Below are 18550 nucleotides of genomic sequence, written 5' to 3'. Positions count from 1 at the left end.
AATTTTTAGGTATTGGGAGGTTTTTAGCAATGTTTGTCGACAACGCATGGGCCATGTCCCCCCCGCCGAACGCCAACGCGTCGGGATTTGACGTTATGATGGGATACGCCCCGCTCATTCTCGTCGTTATCATTTTCTACTTTCTCATCTTCCGCCCGCAGCAGAAAAAGCAGCGGGAAACCCGTGAAATGATCGCGGGCCTCAAGGAAGGGGACAGCGTGATGACCACCGGCGGCATCTACGGCACCATCGTCAAAATAAAGGACGATGTGATCACCATAGAGGTGGCGGACAACGTGAAAATAAAAGTCAACCGCCACTATGTAGCCGGCCATAAAGACAAAGTGGAAGTGGAAAAAGCATGAACCGCCCCCTTCTTTGGCGCTTTATCGTCATAGCCGTTGTGATTGCCGCATCCTTATATGCCGCGCTTCCCCTCAATAAGAAGATAAAGCTGGGACTCGACCTGCAAGGGGGGATGCACCTCCTGTATGAGGTGCAGACCGAAAAAGCGGTCGACATGGCTTTGGCCCGCACCGCCGAAGATTTCCGCGCGCGGCTTGAAGCGGCCGGCATCGTCCCGGCCGCCTTCGCCGTGGACGACCAGAAGCGGATCAGCGTTGAAATGGCCCGCACCGCCGACATCGAGAAGGTACGCACCGAGGCCAAGGAATTCGGCGAACTTTCCGAATCCGCCGCCGACGCCAACCACATTTATTACGGCGTCACCGCGGAGCGTGCGCAGGCGATCCGCCAGCATGCCGTGGACCAGGCCCTGGAAACCCTGCGCAACCGCATCGACCAGTTCGGCGTGGCCGAACCGATGCTGCAAAAGCAGGGGGAAAACCACATACTCATCCAGCTCCCCGGCGTGAAAGACCCCGAACGGGCCAAGGAACTGATCAAAACCACCGCGCGGCTTGAATTCCGCATGGTCGATGAAAACGCCTCGTTGCAGGACGCCCTCAAAGGAAACATCCCGCCCAACGCGGAACTTCTGTACGAATACTCCAAAGACCCGGTGACCAACAAAACGGAACCGCACACCCCGTTGCTGGTGGAAAAACACGCGATGCTCGGCGGCGAATCGATAGTGGACGCCGACGTGCGGATCGACCAGCAGTTCAATGAGCCGTACGTTTCGATAAACTTCGACAGCGAAGGGGCGCGCCGTTTCGGCGATCTCACGGAAAAATTCGTCAAGCGCCGGATGGCGATCATCCTTGACGGCAAGGTGCACTCGGCCCCGGTCATCCGCGAAAAAATAACCGGCGGCAAAGCGCAGATCACGGGGGGCTTCACCGCCGAGCAGGCGCATGACTTGGCCATCATCCTGCGCGCCGGCGCCCTGCCCGCACCGCTGGCGTTGCAGGAAGAGCGCTCCGTCGGTCCCTCGCTGGGGGCGGACTCGATACGCGACGGCCTCACCGCCTGCCTCTATGGCGCGCTGGCCGTGGTGCTTTTCATGCTGGTCTACTACCGCGTCGGCGGCATTATCGCCAATATCGCGCTGACGCTCAACGTCGTAATCCTCGCCGGCATGATGGGTTACATGGAAGCAACGCTCACCCTGCCCGGCATCGCGGGCATCGCGCTCACCATCGGCATGGCGGTGGACGCCAACGTTCTGATCTATGAGCGCATCCGCGAGGAGCTTTTCAACGGCAAGACCGTCCGCGCCGCGGTGGAGGCCGGCTTCAGCCGCGCCTTCGTCACCATCGTCGATTCCAACGTGACCACCCTCATCGCGGCGGTGGTTCTCTTCCAGTTCGGCACCGGCCCGCTGAAAGGATTCGCGGTCACGCTCTCCATCGGGCTGATGGCCTCGATGTTCACCGCGGTCTTTGTATCGCGCTGGATGTTTGACTTGATTCTCTCCAACCGGAAAGTAACGGAGATAAAAGTATAATGCAGTTCTTCGGCAAAAAGCCCAACGTCAATTGGCTCAAACATAAAAAACTGGCCTACGCCTTCTCCAGCGCCCTGCTCCTGCTCACCGTGGCGTTGCTGGCGGCGATGGGCGGCCTCAGATACGGCATCGATTTCGCCGGCGGCACGCTCATACAGGTGAAGTTCAAGGAAGCCCACTCCATCAATGAAGTCCGTTCCGTGGTGGAGGCGGCCGGCTACTCCGGCGACATGCAGCAGTTTGGCACCCCCGAAGATGTGCTGATAAACATCCACCCCAAGAACGAGCAGACCGAAGAGGCTTCTAAAAAAGTGGTCACCGCGCTGGAGGCCAAATACGGCGCCGGCTCCCTTACCGTGCAGCGGACGGAAACGGTTGGCCCGAAGGTGGGGAAAGACCTCACCTGGAAAGCGCTCCTCTCCGTCCTCTGGGCGCTCGTCGGCATCCTGATCTACCTCGCCTTCCGCTTCGAGTCGCGCTTCGCCACCACCGCCGTGCTGGCGCTAATGCATGACACCGTGATCACCATCGGCGCGCTCTGCCTCTTCGGCAAGGAATTCTCGCTGCCGGTGCTGGCCGCCATCCTCACCGTCATCGGGTATTCGCTGAACGACACCATCGTCGTTTTCGACCGCATCCGCGAGAACCTCCGCCTCAAGCGTTCCCTTGAACTTCCGGCGCTGGTGAACGACGCCGTGAACGAGACGCTGAGCCGCACCATCATCACCTCCGGCCTGACGTTGCTCACCGTGATCGCCCTCTTCCTGTTCGGCGGCCCGGTGCTGCACGACTTTTCCTTCACCCTGCTGGTGGGCATCGGCTTCGGCACCTACTCGTCGGTTTTTGTGGCAAGCGCCCTGTTGATTGACTGGCCGGGCAACACCACGCAAAAGCTCTCGCTCTCCATCCGTAGCAAGTAAGGGGCGGCCGCGCGCCCTTTTCCAGCGGACGTATGGGGTATAATGGCAATATGCAAACCGATGTTGCCTTAAAAGCCTGTACCGATTACGATCCGGCGCGGGTAAAGGAATCCATCGCCTCCCTCATCGACCTCATGGGGGGGCTTGGCAAATTCGTGACCCCGGGGGATTCGGTTCTTTTAAAACCGAATATGCTCGCCCCCGCCACGCCCGAAAAGGCGGTCACCACACATCCCGCCGTTGTCCGCGCCGTGGCGGAACTGGTGCTCGACGCCGGCGGCAAGCCGTTTATCGCCGACTCCCCCGCCGTACCCGGCTTCGCCGTCACCGCCAAACGGACGGGATTGGGGGAAGTGGCGAAAGGACTTGGCATACCGATTTTCGACCTGAAAGAGTCGACCGAATTCAAGGCGGGGGACAATCGCATTTTCCGCATGCTGGAACTTTCACGCCATGCGCTGGAAGCAAACCGCATCATCAACCTGCCGAAATTCAAGACCCACGCCCAGATGTACCTGACCGGCGGGGTGAAAAACACCTTCGGCTGCGTGGTGGGAAGCCGCAAGGCGCAATGGCACTTCAAGGCGGGGATAGACCGCATCTTCTTCGCGCGGATGCTGGTGGAGGTTCACCACGCCGTCGACCCGGACCTGACGATTCTCGACACCATCGAGGCGATGGAAGGGGATGGGCCGGGCACCGGCGGCACCCCGCGCCATATCGGCCTGCTGGCCGCCGCCACGGACGCGGTAGCGCTCGACCGCACCATGCTCGACATTGCCGGGGGGGAATTGGACAACTTTTTCGTCATGCGCGCCGCCGCTGAAATGGGCATCGGCGAAACCGATCCCCGCCGCATCCGCGTGCTGGGCGATGACGCGGCGCGCTTCGCGCAACGGGACTTCCGTTTCCCCAAAACCGGCACGGTCATTTTTGGCCCTAAAGCATTCCAGCGTTTCGTCCTCAATCACCTCACCGCGAAACCTATGGAAGACCGCTCCAAATGCACACTTTGCAACAAGTGCATTGAGATATGCCCGACGGAAATCATAACGGTGAAAAACGGCAAGCTCGCTTTCAACTACGATAAATGCATACGCTGTTTCTGCTGCGTGGAGGTCTGCCCCGAAGGGGCCATGAAACCGGCCACGCCGCTCCTGCTTAAAATAGTCAGTTAACCAAATGCAAGGAGGAACAATGCACAAAATCACCATAACGCTCATCATCGGATTCTTCATCGGTTTCGGCGCCCAGGCCAACGCGTGCCAAATGAAAGCCGCCGCCACACCCGCGGAGGCCGCCGGCCAACAAGACGTTTATGCGCAACGGATGGCGCTGATGCAAGAGCGCGACGCCTTGCTGCTGGAAACGGTGCAACTGCTGAAAGATGTCGCCAAGGACAAGGGAGCAAAGACCAAAGCCGAAGCGCTGGAACAGCGGATTCAGGCCAATATCGAAAAACACAACAAAATGCATACCATGATGATGGGCGGCGCCGGCGGCATGGGGGGAATGGAACCGCAAGGCGGGATGATGCATAAGAAGGATGGTTGCTGCGGCGGCAAGGATAATCCCTGTCCCATGAAGCCCGGCGCGCCGGCGGATAAAAAAGCCGACTAACGGGGCGGATGAAACAAAAAGAACGGACGGAAAAAACAGTTGAGGCGGTGCTGGGGGCCGCCTTCAACGTCATCGCCGAACACTCGATTTCCGGCGTCACCACGGCGCTCATCGCGGAACGCGCGGGAATTTCAAAACCGCTGCTGCACTACCATTTCAAAACCAAAGAAGTGGTGCTTGACCGCGTACTGGACCGGGTGCTTGACCGCCTGCTTGAAATCCCGCTCGAGAACTTCAACAAAAAGTCCGCCCCCTTCGACGAGATCAAGGGAATTTTCAACCGGTACCGCAAAACCATCGCCGAAGAACCGGAATTGTTGATAGTATTTTTCGATTTCTGGGTGCGGGGGGTAAAACACCCGGCAATACGCGGTAAAATCGTACAGCGGTTCGACGGCTTCCGCGGCTACATCGCGCAACTGGTTCGTGACGGCGTGTCAAACGGCGACTTCACCGCCGAGAAATCGCACATGGTGCCGCCGCTCATGCTGAGCCTGCTGGAGGGAGCCTCGCTGCAATTGATCTCCGATCCCGCCGCCTTCAACATCGACCTCTACCAGTATATGGCGCTTGAAGCGCTTGGCTCAATCGCCGGCGTGAAAAAAGAAACTTTATAGTTCTTCGCTCCGCCGCCGCGCTAAACGGAACGGCGGCTACTGGAAGACGCCGATCGACTTGAGGCCCGCGGCGGTAAGCGAGAGCTGATACAGTATCTGCGTGATGTCCTGGGTCATTTGCAGACCCGAATATTGCACAACGGTCTCAGGAACCAGGATAACGTCGCCAGGACCGAGCGTGGCCCTCTTTTGGAAATACCCGCCACGCAAGGGCATCACTTCACCATTGGCTTTGATGATATTTGTCCCCGACTGGTTGGCTTGTTCGGTATAACCTCCCGCCCTGTTGATATACGCCTCCACGCTAAAATCCTTGCGGTATTGGAAAGCATTCTGGTTATACACGGCACCCATGACCAGAACCGCAGCCGGTTTTTTCGGGACATAGAGCGCATCGCCGCCTTCAAGCGCCAAATCTTCTTCCTTCGACATTTTCGTCACGTCGGACGGAACATTTACAACGAGCCGCCCGCTCCCCTCGGTTTTGCGCAATTTATCGGCCATGGCCCTAAGTCCGCCGATCATCAACTGCTTTTGATCCGCCGATTTTTCCGAACCGAGCTGCGCGGGGGCGAGCGCCAAGTGGGTGGTTTCCATATCCAGCCTGCCCGCCATATCCTCGTATTGTTTTTTCTGCATTGCGGCGATGGAGGTGCGGGTGAAGCGGAGACCGTAAGCGAAAGCCGCATTGGTGAACCCCCCGGCCCGCTTGATGACGTTCGAAAGGGTTTCCCCTTTTTGGATTATGTATTTTCCGGGGAACATTACCTCCCCTTGAAGCGTCACATATGCCGCCTCCCCCCAGTTGCTGATGGGGCGGATTATGACCTGATCGCGTTTTTCCAGAAGTATGTTGTCCCTGGAAGCCCCCCGCAGCGCGGCCTCGAGATCCACTTCAAAGTGGTTCGATTCCATCTCCTTGCCGTCACGCACTTCATAGCGGGTTATTTCCACCCTTTTCTTGTACGCTTTCTCCGTAAGGCCGCCCGCGGCATAGATAAGATCAAGCAGGCGCGCTCCCGTTGGCAAGGGATAGGAGGCGGGCTTCATGATTTCCCCTATGATGGTTACTTCGCTCTTTTGGTTCCGCTCCCACACCGAATGCACCACCAAGCGGTCATTGGCATGCAAAACGGGATTCGCGTCCCCCCGCAAGGAAACAGTATCCTCCAGATTCAGCCGGAGCAGCGTGGTCACCTTGCTGACAGGGTCTTCCCGATAAAGCTCGGCGAACGAAAGATCGGCGTCCTTGTCGAGGCCGCCGGCGGTGAGCAACAGATCCAGCACGGTCATATTCTTCTTTACTTCGTATTTCCCCGGCTTTAGCACCAGCCCTTCCACACCCACGGCCTCGGCTTCCATAAAGGCGTTGGAGTTGAAAATGTAAATCCTGTCTCTGGCCATAAGGTTCAGGTTATCGCCCGCTTGCCCTTCAAGCATTTTGCCCAGGTTAAAGCGAAGCATTTCCGTTTCCCTGCCCAGTCCGCTTTCGCGCTCGATAATGCCATACTCAAGATACGTATCCGGCAGGAGTGATTGCCGGTTCAGCACATCCGCCAGCTTCATCCCGCCTTGATAGGCCCGCTTGCCGGCGTTGCGTATATTGCCAATCAGGTAAACCGCGTTGGCGTCCAGGTTGTCCTCCACAACGGAAAACACCTTGACGATATCGCCGTTCCGGATGGTCATGGCGCGCGACGCACCCGCCAGATCAACGTCAATCGTGACAAAATTGCCCTGTCCGTCTATGCGCTCGATTTGCGCCATTTGGGCGAATGATGTGGGACGCACCCCCCCCGCGTTTCTGATCAGCTCGTCCAACGGCACGGCATCGCTAAACTCATAGATGGCGGGCCGGTTTACTTCGCCCGCGACAGCGGCGGTATTCTGGATGGGCGGGACGAATACGGCATCCCCCGGCTTCAGCAGCGGATCCTTGGAAGTGTCCCCCTTCAGGAGAAAGTTGTACAAGTCGAATGTGCCCATCTGCTTTCCATTGCGGATGACGGCTATTTTGCGCAAAGAACCGTTTCGTTCCACGCCGCCGCAGACAAGCAACGCGCCCGACACGGTGGTCATGCCGTTTACCATGCACGGCCCCGGCAAGGATACGTCTCCTAATATGTATACCTGCATGGCGCGATACCGGGAAATCGTCACCTTTGCGGAAACACCGACCATTTTTTCCTTGATGGTATTTTGAATTTTTGCGTCCATCTGGGCAAAAGTGAGACCGGCGACCTTGAGTGGAGCGCCATTGACCAAGGGAATAGTTCCATCACGGTCGACAATAAATTTTCCAGCGTGACTGATACTGCCGTACAAGCCGACATCCACTTCATCTCCGGGGCCGACAATATAGTCGCTGGCGGTGGCCTTGTCGAGCAAGTCAGGCGGCAAAAAATCTCCATAAAAAAAGGAGTACCCGAACTGCATTATTTTTTCGGAAACCGTTATCGGCTTTGATTCTTGCCGCACTTTATCGGAAAGTGCATTCTGGGTTTGGATATCCTTGACGTTTTTTTCCACATTCTCCTGGAGGGTCTTATAATCTTGATCGTTATACCGCGATTCCAGTTCGGCAATCTCGACCAGTTGCTTTTGCAATTTCGCTTTCAAGGCTTTTGCCTCTGGCGTATCGACACCACGGAGGTCGGACAATTGTTTCTGAATGCCGCGTTTCATTTCAGCCAAAGGGACGTATTTTCCCTTTACCGTCACGCTTTCTTCGCGGGGAGCGGACACCGCGGGCTTTTGCCCCGGCGCCGCCCCCTCTCCCTGTTGCAAGTTCATAATCATCTTCTCGGCCTGTTTCTTGTCTACGGGGCTTTGCTGCTGCTCGGCGGATTCAGATTGGGCAACAGAGGGATCGTAAGGAGATGGGGTATCAAAAACCTGGCCGTCCTGCGAGGGTAAAACGAGAACCAGCTCATTCTGCGGCAACGCGGCGAATGAACTCTTCTTTTCACGGCGGAGGCGCTTTTGGTATTCAAGCTCGATATTGCTCGGCATGGCGCGCCGCTTCTTTAACGCTTGAACCAATTCCCTGCCGCGTGTTTCCTCCAAAGTCGAAGTGCGCCGGGAGGACTCCGGGTGCGTGGAACTCCCGCCGGCAGTGCCGCCCTTGAGGCTTTCCATTAACGTTGATACATTGTCCCTATCCAAGGCGGCGGCGCGGGCAATAACCGAAAGCGGAAGCAATAACAATCCGGCAATCAGCAACAAAAAAATAAATAGGGGATATTTTCTGAATACATTGGAGACATTCTTCATTACAGGCTTATATCCTCTTTCTTCGCAATGCACACAACTTTCCCAGCGTTAAGGACAGTATTTTATATTACATTAGCCGATTAAAGTAAATATGGAAATTCCCCTCCGAACGACATAGTGGGGGAAAAACAACCTCTTGGGCGGCTTTTGGGACACACATAACCTCATCGATCCAAGCGGAACCGCTGACAGGCGACAGTGACGTATAACGCGTGGTTAGCGGCGGTCAGTCGACCAGGATATAGCGGTACGGGTTCACCGGCACGCCATGGAGTTGCACCTCGTAGTGGCTGTGGGGGCCCGTGCTGCGGCCGGTGCTGCCGACGCGGGCAATCACCTGGCCGCGCTTTACGCGATCACCGCGGCGCACCAGCACTTTGGCGTTGTGCCCATAGCGGGTAACGATGCCGTATCCGTGATCGACCTCAAGCAGGTTGCCATAGCCGTTGTCCTGTGTGACGTTGATCACAACGCCGTTGGCGGGAGCAACCACCGGGGCATCCATGTTGGTGGCAATATCAAGCCCTTCGTGCATTTCGCGCATACCGGTAAAGGGCGAAACGCGGTAACCAAAACCGCTGGTCACCCAGCCCTTGGTCGGCCAAATGGAGGGAGTCGAGGTCAGCAGTGAAGACTGGTCTTTGAAAAAGGCGTCAAGCTCGTGGAAACTCACCTCCTGGCCCTTGGCGCGCCCCGTGAGGTGATGCAGGTCTTCATCAAGCTGGTTCAGCAGGCCCTGCGAATACTTTTCACCCGCCTTGCCGAAGTCTTCCGCATTGCCGGGGCCGCCCACGCCGAAGTTCCCGTTGCGGTTTTCGTTGTTTTCAAGCGCGGTGATTATGCGAAGTTTTTTATCGAATTTTTCCAGACGGGACATCTGGCTCTCAAATTCTTCCACTCTCATGGCGAACCGCTGGATCTCCTGTTTTTGGCTCACAGCCGTTTCCCGAAGCTGGTTGATTTCGTCCAAATGGAGATTCATGGAAAGCATGCTGTACGACACATAAAGAAAGCCGAGAAACGCCACGCCCAAGATGCCAGCGCCGATTTTCACCATATTTTTCGGGATCGAAAACCGCTTCATTTTGCCGGCAAGATCGGCCATCAGAATGACCGTGTACTTCTCGGCTAAGAACCTTTTCCAAAACGCGGAAAAATCCTTCACAACCCTCTCCCTACAGCATTAGCGTCGAGTTCCCGGCACCATGTCCCTATTGTACAGGTATCACGGAAATCTAGCATATATCCTAATCGAAAATCAACTGATATATCAGCGGCTTCCCGCTGTACCAAGCCACATGCAAGAGGTTAATGAGCAAGCAACATACCATCGACTCCAAATGCCAAATCACAAGGGTAGTTGCGGCACATATCAATACTTACCGTCTTTATTTTACAACACTATAACAAAAACTACAAAAACTGTTTATGACAATTGGCTGTGGCCATAGATAGGCGCCGTTAGTTAAAAAATGATACGGCCGTATTATTTTATTGACGGGTGTTTATCGGTGAATCGGCGTCAGCCAAGAAGTTCCGCAAGGTCTTTGGCAAACTTATCCACATTAAAATGGTTCCCGTCGATGAATTTCCCCTTGTATTCAAGTGTCGGCAGCACCCGCTTACCGCGCGCCGCGACAACCGTCCGCACCGCTTCCGGGTGCCGTTCGATATCAACTTCGTCAAAGGGAATTCCCTTGTCGCCGAGATAACGTTTTGCCGCCCGGCAATCCCCACACCATGCGGCGGTATACATCGTGATCTTTTCCATGGACCAATTAGAGCAGATTAAAAATACGGGGTAAAGGGCATTTTCAGCGGTTCAATTGCCTCAAAAACCGATACGGGTTATGGTATGATTCGCGGATGAAGAAGCCATCCATGAACGTCGGGATTCTCGACTTTGAACGGAAAATCCTTGAACTGGAAACAAAACTGGACGAGCTGCGTTCATTGAGCAAGCTGCAAGACGCCGATTTCTCAAGCGAAATCAGGAAAATGCACAAAAAGCTCAACACCCTCAAACGCGATACCTTTTCAAAACTCAATCGCTGGCAGCGAACCCAACTGGCCCGCCACCCCGCCCGGCCATATGCCCTTGACTACATAAAGGAGATCGCGCCGGACTTTTTGGAACTGCACGGCGACCGCGCATTCGGCGATGGACCTTCGATCGTGGCCGGTTTCGGCACGATGGAGGAACGGTCGGTGATGTTCATCGGCATCCAAAAGGGGCGGGATGTGAAGGAAAAAATGTACCGCAACTTCGGCATGCCGCACCCCGAAGGGTACCGCAAGGCGCTGCGCTGCATGCATCTGGCGGAGAAATACAAGCATCCGGTCGTGACGCTGCTCGATACGCCGGGAGCCTACCCCGGCATCGGCGCGGAGGAGCGGGGACAGGCGGAAGCGATAGCCCGCAACCTGAAAGAAATGGCCTCGATCACCGTGCCGATCATCAGTGTGGTGACCGGCGAAGGGGGCTCCGGCGGCGCATTGGCGCTGGGCGTGGGCAACCGCGTGCTGATGCTGGAGAATTCGGTCTACTCGGTGATCTCCCCCGAAGGGTGCGCCGCGATCCTCTGGAAGGACCAGACCAAAGTGGAAGAAGCGGCCGAAGCGCTGGCGCTCACCTCGTGGGATATGCACGGCAACGGCCTTGTCGACGAAGTGGTGCGCGAGCCGGTCGGCGGCGCGCACCGCGACCCCATTCTGGCGGCGCACATTCTGCGGCGCGCGCTGCGGCGCAACCTGGCGGAGTTGGATACCCTTTCGGCCGGCGAAGTGGTGAAACAGCGGCGGGAGAAATTCCGCAGGATGGGAACGTTCATGGAGCAACCGGCCTAATAGGCCCGCCGAGCCCGGCGGTCAGGCCGATTCGATATCTTTGGTGAGTTCTTCCTTGTCCGGCTCCGATATGGAGGCGGCGGCGATGGCCTTTTTTATCTCTTCTTTTACTTTGTCCTTATCCGCGGCGTTGCCGACGGCCCCCAACAGTATCTCCTTGGCGCGCGCCACGTTCTTCATTTCGAGGTTGGCCGCGGCCAGCAGCACATCGATGTCGTAGCGGATCATGGAAAGGCCGTAGCGGCGGGCCTTTTCCAGCATATCGATAATCTCCTGATAGCGCTGCTTCTTGAAATAAACGTTCCCCAAAAGGGCCAGCCGGTCGGCGTTGCGCGGGCTCAGTTTCAGCGCCCCTTCCAGCATCTTGATCCCCTCGTCGTCACGCCCCTCTTTGGCGTAGATCGCGCCGAGGTCCTGCATCGCCTTGGTATAATCCTTGTTGATCTCCAGCGCCTTTTTCAGGTACTCCTCGGCCGCTTTGTTATCTCCATCCTGCGCGGCGATTTTGGCCAGTTCCCGCAGCGAGCGGGGGCTGTTGGCGTTCTGGGCCAGAAGTTCTTCGAACTTCGCCTTGGCCTGGCCAAATTCCTTTTTGTTCATCAGCACGATCCCGTCGCGGAATATCCGCTCCAGCTTGGTCGGCTTGAATTGCTTCTCCAGAATCTGGTTGATCTTCAATTCCAGCGTTTTTGCCACGAACGGCTTGATGATGTAGCCGTCCACGTTGTCCTCCGCCGCCTCGATGATTTCCTCGGCCCAGTTTTCGGCCGTGACCATCAACACCGACACATGGAGCATATGGCGCGGGCTGTTTCGTATGAAACGGAGCACGTCGATGCCGTGTACGCGGGGCATGTTCCAGTCCAGGATGACTAACTGTATCCGGCTGGGGGTGGTATGCAGCCGATCAATGGTTTCGGTTGCCTCGTCGCCATCCCCCGCTTCGGTGAGCTTCATGTACCCCAGCGAGTGGAGCATATTCTTTATCGTCCTGCGCATGTTGGGAAAATCGTCAACTACGAGAATCGATAATTTCTTTTTATCCACCTGCTCCGGGCCGGCCATGATTTTCCCTCTTTCGCCTGTTTGTATGATCGTCTTGAACGTATCGGGAATCAGCCGACCTTGCTGAAGTCTTTTTTGCCGACGCCACAGGCGGGACAGACCCAATCTCCGGGAATGTCTTCAAAAGAGGTGCCGGGAGCGATACCGCTGTCTGGATCGCCGGCGGCGGGATCATAAACATAACCGCAAATAGTGCATACCCATTTAGCCATACCGTGCTCTCCTCTTCACATCGCGGTCAACGTGGCAACTTTGCCAGTTTTTTTTCAAGATCAGCCAAGATACGCTCCAGCATCTCCTGATGTTTTTTTTCCTGCCCGGCCAGGAAGGTGAACATTTCCTTCGAAGCCTGGTCGGGATATTCCCCGGCCAGTTGCTGATAAAAGTCATACGATTCCGCCTCGCGCGGAATGGCGATAATCAGCGCCTCGATTTTTCGCTCCAGGTCTTTGCGCTCCCCGCTCGACATCAGATGAACTTGCCTCCCAGATAGCCCAGATACACCACAAACCCCGTATCGGCGCATACCATCGCAAAGTAAACATAACGCAATTCGCTTGCCGGCGCGGCCACTTCCGGCCTCATGAGGCGCCAGACCACCAACAGAATTGATACTAGCATAAAAAGGACGCCAAACAGCCGCTTATGATTGAAAATGCTGGCCGAACGCCCCTGAAACCGCGTGAGCCAGTCGATAAGGCCGCTAAAGAAAACCGGGGGACTGGCGATCATGGCAAATACGATGCAGTAGAATGAAGCGGTTTCAAAACTCTGGATGCCTGTAATGAAATAGAGCGTAAGCAACAACACGGCAACCGGCATTAGCCCATTGGTGAAATGGCTGCCGATGTGGTGAGTATGAACGACGAGTTTGTTTTTAACCATGTCCGCCAGAATCCTTTACGCTCAAGAAGTGAGGAAACGCCCGTGCCGCCGCTTTCGAAATTATACATCTTCCCTTCCCGCGTTCAATGATATGACAAACGTGGTTTCCGGCCGCCATCAACCTTTCGGCATCTTTTTTGTGAGCAGCACCCCCGCCCCGCCTTTGCTGAAGGTGATGCTGTCGAAGTACTGCATCGCCATCTGGATGCCGCGCCCGTTCGGCATGATAAGGCGGTCGAGCATTTCGGCCTCGGACATCTCCTGATACCGTTTATAATCGAATCCATACCCGGGATCGGTCACGCTGATGGCGATCTCGTTCCCCACGATGGAGACCGCCACTTCTATCTTCGCTTTGCACTCCAGTTCCCGGCGGCGCAATTCATCGTGGTATCCCCCGCTTTCCAGCAACGCCGATTTTTCCTCTTCCGTGAGCATCAGGCTGCCGTGCTCGTAGGCATTCATCAGGAATTCCGAAGCAAAGGCGAGAAATTGACGCTGCTCGACCGGCGACATGATGCCGCTTGCCTTCAACTCCAGCCATCCGCGCGCACGGTGTACCGCGGCAAAGCGGGCCGAGATGGTGATGACCCCCATATTGCCGGGGAGGGGGGTCTCGTCGTCGGCGAACAGGCGGGGGAGATTGCGCCGCCCGATGGCGTCGCGCACCGTGTTCACCAGCACGGTTTCCTCCACCGGCTTCACCACATAGTCGCGCACGCCGAATTTGAGCAACGTAAGCGCCGCAGCCGCGTCCGAGATCATCGTACAGGCAATAAACGGCAGGAAGCCGTTCTGGTAGTTCAGCTCGGCCAGCTTCAACCCGTCGATGTTGGGCATGCGGATATCGCTGATCACCGCGGCTATCTCCTTGTCCCGCTCCCGCATGATCTTTATAGCCGCGGCCCCGTCCGGCGCTTCCAGCACGGCGAAGCCGTTTTTGCGAAGGACGATGGCGAGGTAAAGGCGTGCCGCTTCATCGTCGTCCACGACAAGAACCGTAAGGGCTGCATGTTCCATGGTGCTTATCCTTCTTTCGCGAGCATTTGCGCGATGGCGGCGATGATCGCCTCTTCGCCCACCGGTTTTATCAATGCGGCCAGGTTTTGGCCTTCACAAAATTCTATCAGCCGGGGTTCCACCGCCCCGGTCAGGAACATAAAATGCTTTGCCGTCTCCGGCCGCTGTTCCGCCAACCAGCCGTATAAATCAATACCATCTTTCTCCGGCATTTTGTAGTCCGAAACAATGGCGTCGAAACTGCCATTTTGCAAATACTCAATGGCTTCCCTGACGCTCCCAGCCCCCACGGCGAATACTCTATGCCGCAGCAACATGCCGGTGAGCCAATCCCGCACCGGCGCTTCGTCGTCCACCACCAGCACTTTAATGCCGGGGGTGATTTTGCCGTTTTGGGAAACGGGCGCGGTGGCGGCACGTTTTTCCGCGCTGGCGGGAAAGGTGATGTGGAACGCCACTCCGCCCCCCGGCAGGTTTTCGGCCCGCAGTTCCCCTTGATGATCTTTCACGATATTATAAGCGACGTAAAGCCCCAATCCGGTTCCCTCCCCCGCCCCCTTGGTGGTGAAATAGGGGACGAATATCCGGTCAATATCTTTAATGGGGATCGGAGGGCCGCTGTTGCTGATGGTGATGACCGCCATATCTTCCATCCACTTGCTCTCCCGCCGGGTGGCGATGCGGATAACGCCGTCAGCGCCGGCCGATTTGATGGCGGCCTGGGCGTTGAGCAAGATGTTCACCACCACTTGCTGAACCTGTCCGGCGTCCGCGTAAACCGGCAAAGGATCGGAAGCGAACGCCGTTTCCACGGGGATGTTGTCGGCCGACAGCCGGTAGCGGTGGATGCCGACGGTGTTTTCCAGCAGTTTGTTGATATCCAGCGTGCGCCGCTCCACCTTGTGGGGGCGCGAATAGGAGAGCAGGTTTTTCACCACCCCCACCGCCCGCTTCGACTGATCGGCGATAACGCCAAGGGTGTGCCGCAAATCTTCGGGCAGGTCGGTGCGCTGCCGGAGGTCGTTGGAAAAACCGATAACGGCGGTAAGCGGGTTGTTCAACTCGTGCGCCACACCGGCCACGAAGGTGCCGATGGAGGAGAGTTTTTCGGCGTGGATGAGCTGCTGACGCAGCATCTTTTGCTCGGTGATGTCATGGCGGATGGCGATGAAATGGGTAATCACGCCACCGTCCCCCAGCACCGGGCTGATGGTGACTTCTTCCTCGTAATGGGAGCCGTCGGCCCGCCGGTTGATGATGTTCCCCCTCCAGATGTGGCCGGATTTGATGGTGCGCCACAGACGTTCATAGAAGGCCGCATCGTGAATACCGCTTTTGAATATCCGGGGGGGTTTTCCCAGCAGGGCGTTTAGGGGGTAACCGGACTTTTTTTCGGCTGCGGCATTGGCGTATTCGATGGCGCCATCGGGGTCGGTGATAATAACCGTTTCATCCGCCTGATCCATGGCGCTTTGCAGCAGCCGCATCCGCACTTCGGCGTACACCCGTTCGGTTATGTCGATCATCGCGACATGGCACACGGGCGCTCCGCTTTCAGCATCCACGGCGGCCGCCGCTTCCAAACGCGCCCAGAATGGAACGCCGTTCTGGCGCGCAATCCTCAACTCGCACGACTGGGATTTGCCTGTTTCATGGAGTTCTTTGTGGGACAAGTAGTATCTATCCTGATGCTCGGCGGCGATAAATCGCGTGAACGGTTGCCTGATCAGGAGGTTTTTTTCCATGCCAAGCAAAGAGGCGGCCGTGAAGTTCGCTTCAGCGATCAAACCCCGCCCGCTGATGGTGAAATAGCCGACCGGCGCAAGGTTATAGAGATCGTAATACTTGGCGCGGGAAACTTCCAGATCCTCCCGCGTTTGGCGCAGATCCTCGCTCTGCATTTCCAGTTCGGCCTGGTGCGTCCGCAGGAGTTCTTCCGTCTTTTTAATGCCGGTAATTTCGGCGCCCACGCCGCCGATGGCGTATATCGCGCCAGTTGTGTCCAATGCGGGAGGAATATTCCCGTCTTTGTCTTTCAACCGTTTTTGGGACGCCGCCGGTTTTTTGGCCGGTTTGGATGGAGCGGCTTTTTGGGATACACGGGGAGCGGCGCGCACGCTGTTTTTACCGGCGGCTTTTCGCTTGCCAGTGGATGCCATTAAATTATCGAACTCCTTTGAGTATGCGGAAATTTGGCCACGGGACGTGTTCCATGTTGTTCATCCCTTCCATGTCGAATCCTCGCCCATTAGCACGGAGTATATTCGCTCGATAACCGCCGCGGTTTCCGGGCCGCAATTCATTATATCGTTAATATCGCTATCAGCCCCATTTTTTCCGTAACATACGCTATCCCCTATCGCCAGCAGCGACATCCCCCTCAGCGATTGATCGCGGGCGACCAAACGAAGAAGCTCGGTACCGGTCTCCTTTATGCCGGAGAGCTGCACCAACAGGAAATCGAACCTCTCCTCTTCCAACATTTCCAGAATTTTAAGGGCGTGGGGGCTGGCCGTCACCGTAAATCCCCGCTCCTCCAGCAAACCCTTCAACGCATCGCATGAACCGGCGCTGCTTTCCATGATAAGGAGCTTTGGCGCGGGGTTTGGCAAAATAACCAAAAAAGAGGTGCCGCCTTCCGGCCGGGATTCGGCTTTCAACTTGCCGTTGAGCGCCTCCATGATGTCGGCGGAAAGGGGAAGGCCAAAACCCGTTCCGGCTTCTCCATGCGTTCCGCGGGTCGATGTCTTATCGTGATAGCTGAATATGCTCTTCATGAGATCGGGAGCGATGCCAACGCCGTCGTCTTCAACGGCAAAAACCATCTTTTCACCCGGGGAAAACTTAATGGTCACGGCTTTCCCCGGCCCGCTGAATTTGACCGCGTTGGTCAGCAGATTGCAAAAAACCTGCTGTAGAAAAATGGGATCGGCAATCACCATAGTCCTGTCCGGCACCATGTTTTGCATGGTAATTCCTTTCTGGGCCGCCATGTCCCCAACAATCGCCACGGCCTCACGGACAATGCCGGAGCCATCGCAATAGCGGCATTTCAGATGCAGCTTCCCCGACCGGATGCGGTTGATGTCAAGCAGTTGGTCTATCATCCGTATCATCCGCTGGTTGGATTGAACCGCCAGATCGATGCAATGCCTGTTGTCCTCCGGGTTTCCCGTTCGTTTTTGAAGAAGCTGCATCATTCCCAGCATGCCGACAAGCGGTGTTTTCAGGTCATGCGACACGAGCATGACAAATTTATCCTTCAGCCGGGTCGCCTTTTCCGCCTGTTCCTTCGCCGCCAGGATTTCATTTTTCGCATTAATCTGCTCGGTGACGTCGCGGGCATGGATAACGATCGAAACGATGTTTCGTCCCGTATCGTCCATCACCGGAAAAAACGAGTTATGATAATGACGCCCATTCCGCTCATCATCGAAATGCACCGCCTTGCCGGTTTCCAGCGCCTCCCCTAATTTCCTCCGCCTTGAGGCCGCGATCTCCGGTGGAAAAAAACTGAAAACATCATGCCCGATCAGTTCGGAGGGGGATTGGCCCATTCGATTGGCGGCGGTTTCATTGACTATGAGAGCCTTTCCGGCGGGGTCGATAAAAAGCAGCGATTCATCGATGCCGTTAACAAGCGTCATCAGCCGTTCTTCACTCTCCATAAGGAGCGGTATCAACGGCGTGATGACTTTGAGGTAGACGAATGCGCCGCCAATGATAATGACAAAAATTACAAAGAATAATTGCGCGGCCCCTTTTAAAAAGGGTTCCCGTATCTCGGCAAGGTCCATCTTGGTTACGATCGCGAGGTTCATCGCGGGAAGCGGCTCGTATGCCGCCAGCACCGTGATGTTGCGGTAATCGGTGGTTATTGCCGTCCCCGATTTTCCGGCCAACGCCAGTTTCATCGGCTTTGCCGTGCCGCTCGAATCGAACGGAATAACAACGGGAGCGCCGGAATTCTTGAGCCGGTTATGCACAAAGAAGCGGATTGAATCTCCCTCCCGCCGCGCAATGACGCTCTCCCCCGTCTCGCCGAACACGACGCCGGCTTTCAAGCGTTCGCGGTAAAGCGCGAGGGCGTGATCAACACTATAAGGGACGCCGGAATGCTTGGCTTCTTCTTCCAGATGACGGAAGGAATACTCAAAAAAAAGCGCGTTGCTTTTTGTCGTATACCCAAGCATCTCGCCCGCCTGGTTCAGCGCGATGCGGTAGAGAACATAGTTGCTGACGCCGATGGCCGCCAAAGAAAGCACCAGCAGGGTTATAACGAGGAATGTTATCCTTGTTTTGATTTTTGCCGATGCCGGTTGTATCTTCATTCGCCCTTCACTCCGAGTGTGCGGCAAAATCGTCCGCGGCAAGAACCGCAAGGGATGCATATT

Annotated in this window: 17 protein-coding genes; 7 read left to right on the top strand and 10 right to left on the bottom strand. The window is 56.3% G+C overall.

Features of this window, described 5'->3' with window-relative positions; all coding sequences use genetic code 11:
* Nucleotides 1-29: 29 nt before the first annotated feature.
* The 6 genes from yajC to HZA03_08685 are packed head-to-tail and all read left to right on the top strand — an operon-like array spanning nucleotide 30 to nucleotide 5066.
* A complete protein-coding gene (gene yajC / locus HZA03_08710; protein ID MBI5638035.1) occupies nucleotides 30-365 on the top strand; it encodes a preprotein translocase subunit YajC in 336 nt (111 codons plus the stop codon).
* Nucleotides 362-1909, top strand: coding sequence for a protein translocase subunit SecD (secD, locus tag HZA03_08705; GenBank protein ID MBI5638034.1), 1548 nt, complete (start codon nucleotides 362-364; stop codon nucleotides 1907-1909). Before yajC ends, secD begins: the two co-directional genes overlap by 4 nt.
* Entirely contained in the window at nucleotides 1909-2829 is a 921-nt protein-coding gene (gene secF, locus HZA03_08700) for a protein translocase subunit SecF (GenBank protein MBI5638033.1), read from the top strand. The genes secD and secF overlap by 1 nt, the downstream gene beginning before the upstream one ends.
* A gap of 50 nt (nucleotides 2830-2879) precedes the next feature.
* Complete coding sequence (locus HZA03_08695) at nucleotides 2880-4007, top strand: DUF362 domain-containing protein (protein MBI5638032.1); 1128 nt, start codon at nucleotides 2880-2882, stop codon at nucleotides 4005-4007.
* 19 nt (nucleotides 4008-4026) lie between these two features.
* Nucleotides 4027-4449: a hypothetical protein gene (locus tag HZA03_08690; GenBank protein MBI5638031.1), complete on the top strand. Its 423-nt coding sequence runs from the start codon at nucleotides 4027-4029 to the stop codon at nucleotides 4447-4449.
* Nucleotides 4450-4457: 8 nt separating this feature from the next.
* A complete protein-coding gene (locus tag HZA03_08685; protein MBI5638030.1) occupies nucleotides 4458-5066 on the top strand; it encodes a TetR/AcrR family transcriptional regulator in 609 nt (202 codons plus the stop codon).
* Nucleotides 5067-5102: 36 nt separating this feature from the next.
* Here the strand turns inward: HZA03_08685 and HZA03_08680 are convergent, their stop codons facing one another.
* From HZA03_08680 to HZA03_08670, 3 genes are all read right to left on the bottom strand, one after another.
* The gene (locus tag HZA03_08680; GenBank protein MBI5638029.1) at nucleotides 5103-8108 is read right to left on the bottom strand and encodes an SLBB domain-containing protein; all 3006 of its coding nucleotides are present in this window, start codon (nucleotides 8106-8108) and stop codon (nucleotides 5103-5105) included.
* A 457-nt stretch (nucleotides 8109-8565) separates the two neighbouring features.
* Nucleotides 8566-9444: a M23 family metallopeptidase gene (locus HZA03_08675; GenBank protein ID MBI5638028.1), complete on the bottom strand. Its 879-nt coding sequence runs from the start codon at nucleotides 9442-9444 to the stop codon at nucleotides 8566-8568.
* Nucleotides 9445-9861: 417 nt separating this feature from the next.
* Nucleotides 9862-10110 carry a glutaredoxin family protein gene (locus HZA03_08670; GenBank protein ID MBI5638027.1) on the bottom strand — a complete coding sequence of 83 codons (249 nt, stop codon included), beginning with the start codon at nucleotides 10108-10110 and terminating at the stop codon, nucleotides 9862-9864.
* 110 nt (nucleotides 10111-10220) lie between these two features.
* On the opposite strand from HZA03_08670, the gene HZA03_08665 reads away from it, so the two are divergent.
* A complete protein-coding gene (locus HZA03_08665; protein MBI5638026.1) occupies nucleotides 10221-11186 on the top strand; it encodes an acetyl-CoA carboxylase carboxyltransferase subunit alpha in 966 nt (321 codons plus the stop codon).
* Nucleotides 11187-11207: 21 nt separating this feature from the next.
* Here HZA03_08665 and HZA03_08660 read toward each other — a convergent pair whose 3' ends face one another.
* The 7 genes from HZA03_08660 to HZA03_08630 all read right to left on the bottom strand — a co-directional run bounded on the left by HZA03_08660 (nucleotide 11208) and on the right by HZA03_08630 (nucleotide 18487).
* Nucleotides 11208-12251: a response regulator gene (locus HZA03_08660; GenBank protein ID MBI5638025.1), complete on the bottom strand. Its 1044-nt coding sequence runs from the start codon at nucleotides 12249-12251 to the stop codon at nucleotides 11208-11210.
* Between the two features lie 50 nt (nucleotides 12252-12301).
* The gene (locus HZA03_08655; protein ID MBI5638024.1) at nucleotides 12302-12463 is read right to left on the bottom strand and encodes a rubredoxin; all 162 of its coding nucleotides are present in this window, start codon (nucleotides 12461-12463) and stop codon (nucleotides 12302-12304) included.
* 26 nt (nucleotides 12464-12489) lie between these two features.
* Nucleotides 12490-12720: a rubrerythrin gene (locus HZA03_08650; protein MBI5638023.1), complete on the bottom strand. Its 231-nt coding sequence runs from the start codon at nucleotides 12718-12720 to the stop codon at nucleotides 12490-12492.
* On the bottom strand, nucleotides 12720-13136 hold the full coding sequence (locus tag HZA03_08645) for a hypothetical protein (protein MBI5638022.1): 417 nt from the start codon (nucleotides 13134-13136) through the stop codon (nucleotides 12720-12722). Before HZA03_08645 ends, HZA03_08650 begins: the two co-directional genes overlap by 1 nt.
* A 117-nt stretch (nucleotides 13137-13253) precedes the next feature.
* The gene (locus HZA03_08640) at nucleotides 13254-14156 is read right to left on the bottom strand and encodes a response regulator (GenBank protein MBI5638021.1); all 903 of its coding nucleotides are present in this window, start codon (nucleotides 14154-14156) and stop codon (nucleotides 13254-13256) included.
* Between the two features lie 5 nt (nucleotides 14157-14161).
* Nucleotides 14162-16315, bottom strand: a complete 2154-nt coding sequence (locus HZA03_08635; GenBank protein MBI5638020.1) for a PAS domain S-box protein — start codon at nucleotides 16313-16315, stop codon at nucleotides 14162-14164.
* A gap of 60 nt (nucleotides 16316-16375) precedes the next feature.
* Entirely contained in the window at nucleotides 16376-18487 is a 2112-nt protein-coding gene (locus HZA03_08630) for a PAS domain-containing protein (GenBank protein MBI5638019.1), read from the bottom strand.
* Nucleotides 18488-18550 lie beyond the last annotated feature (63 nt).

The organism is Nitrospinota bacterium (assembly GCA_016217735.1).
In the GTDB taxonomy this organism is placed as follows: domain Bacteria; phylum Nitrospinota_A; class UBA7883; order JACRGQ01; family JACRGQ01; genus JACRGQ01.
The sequence above is the reverse complement of the archived record's forward strand: the minus strand, read 5'-3'. Positions and strand labels throughout refer to the sequence as shown.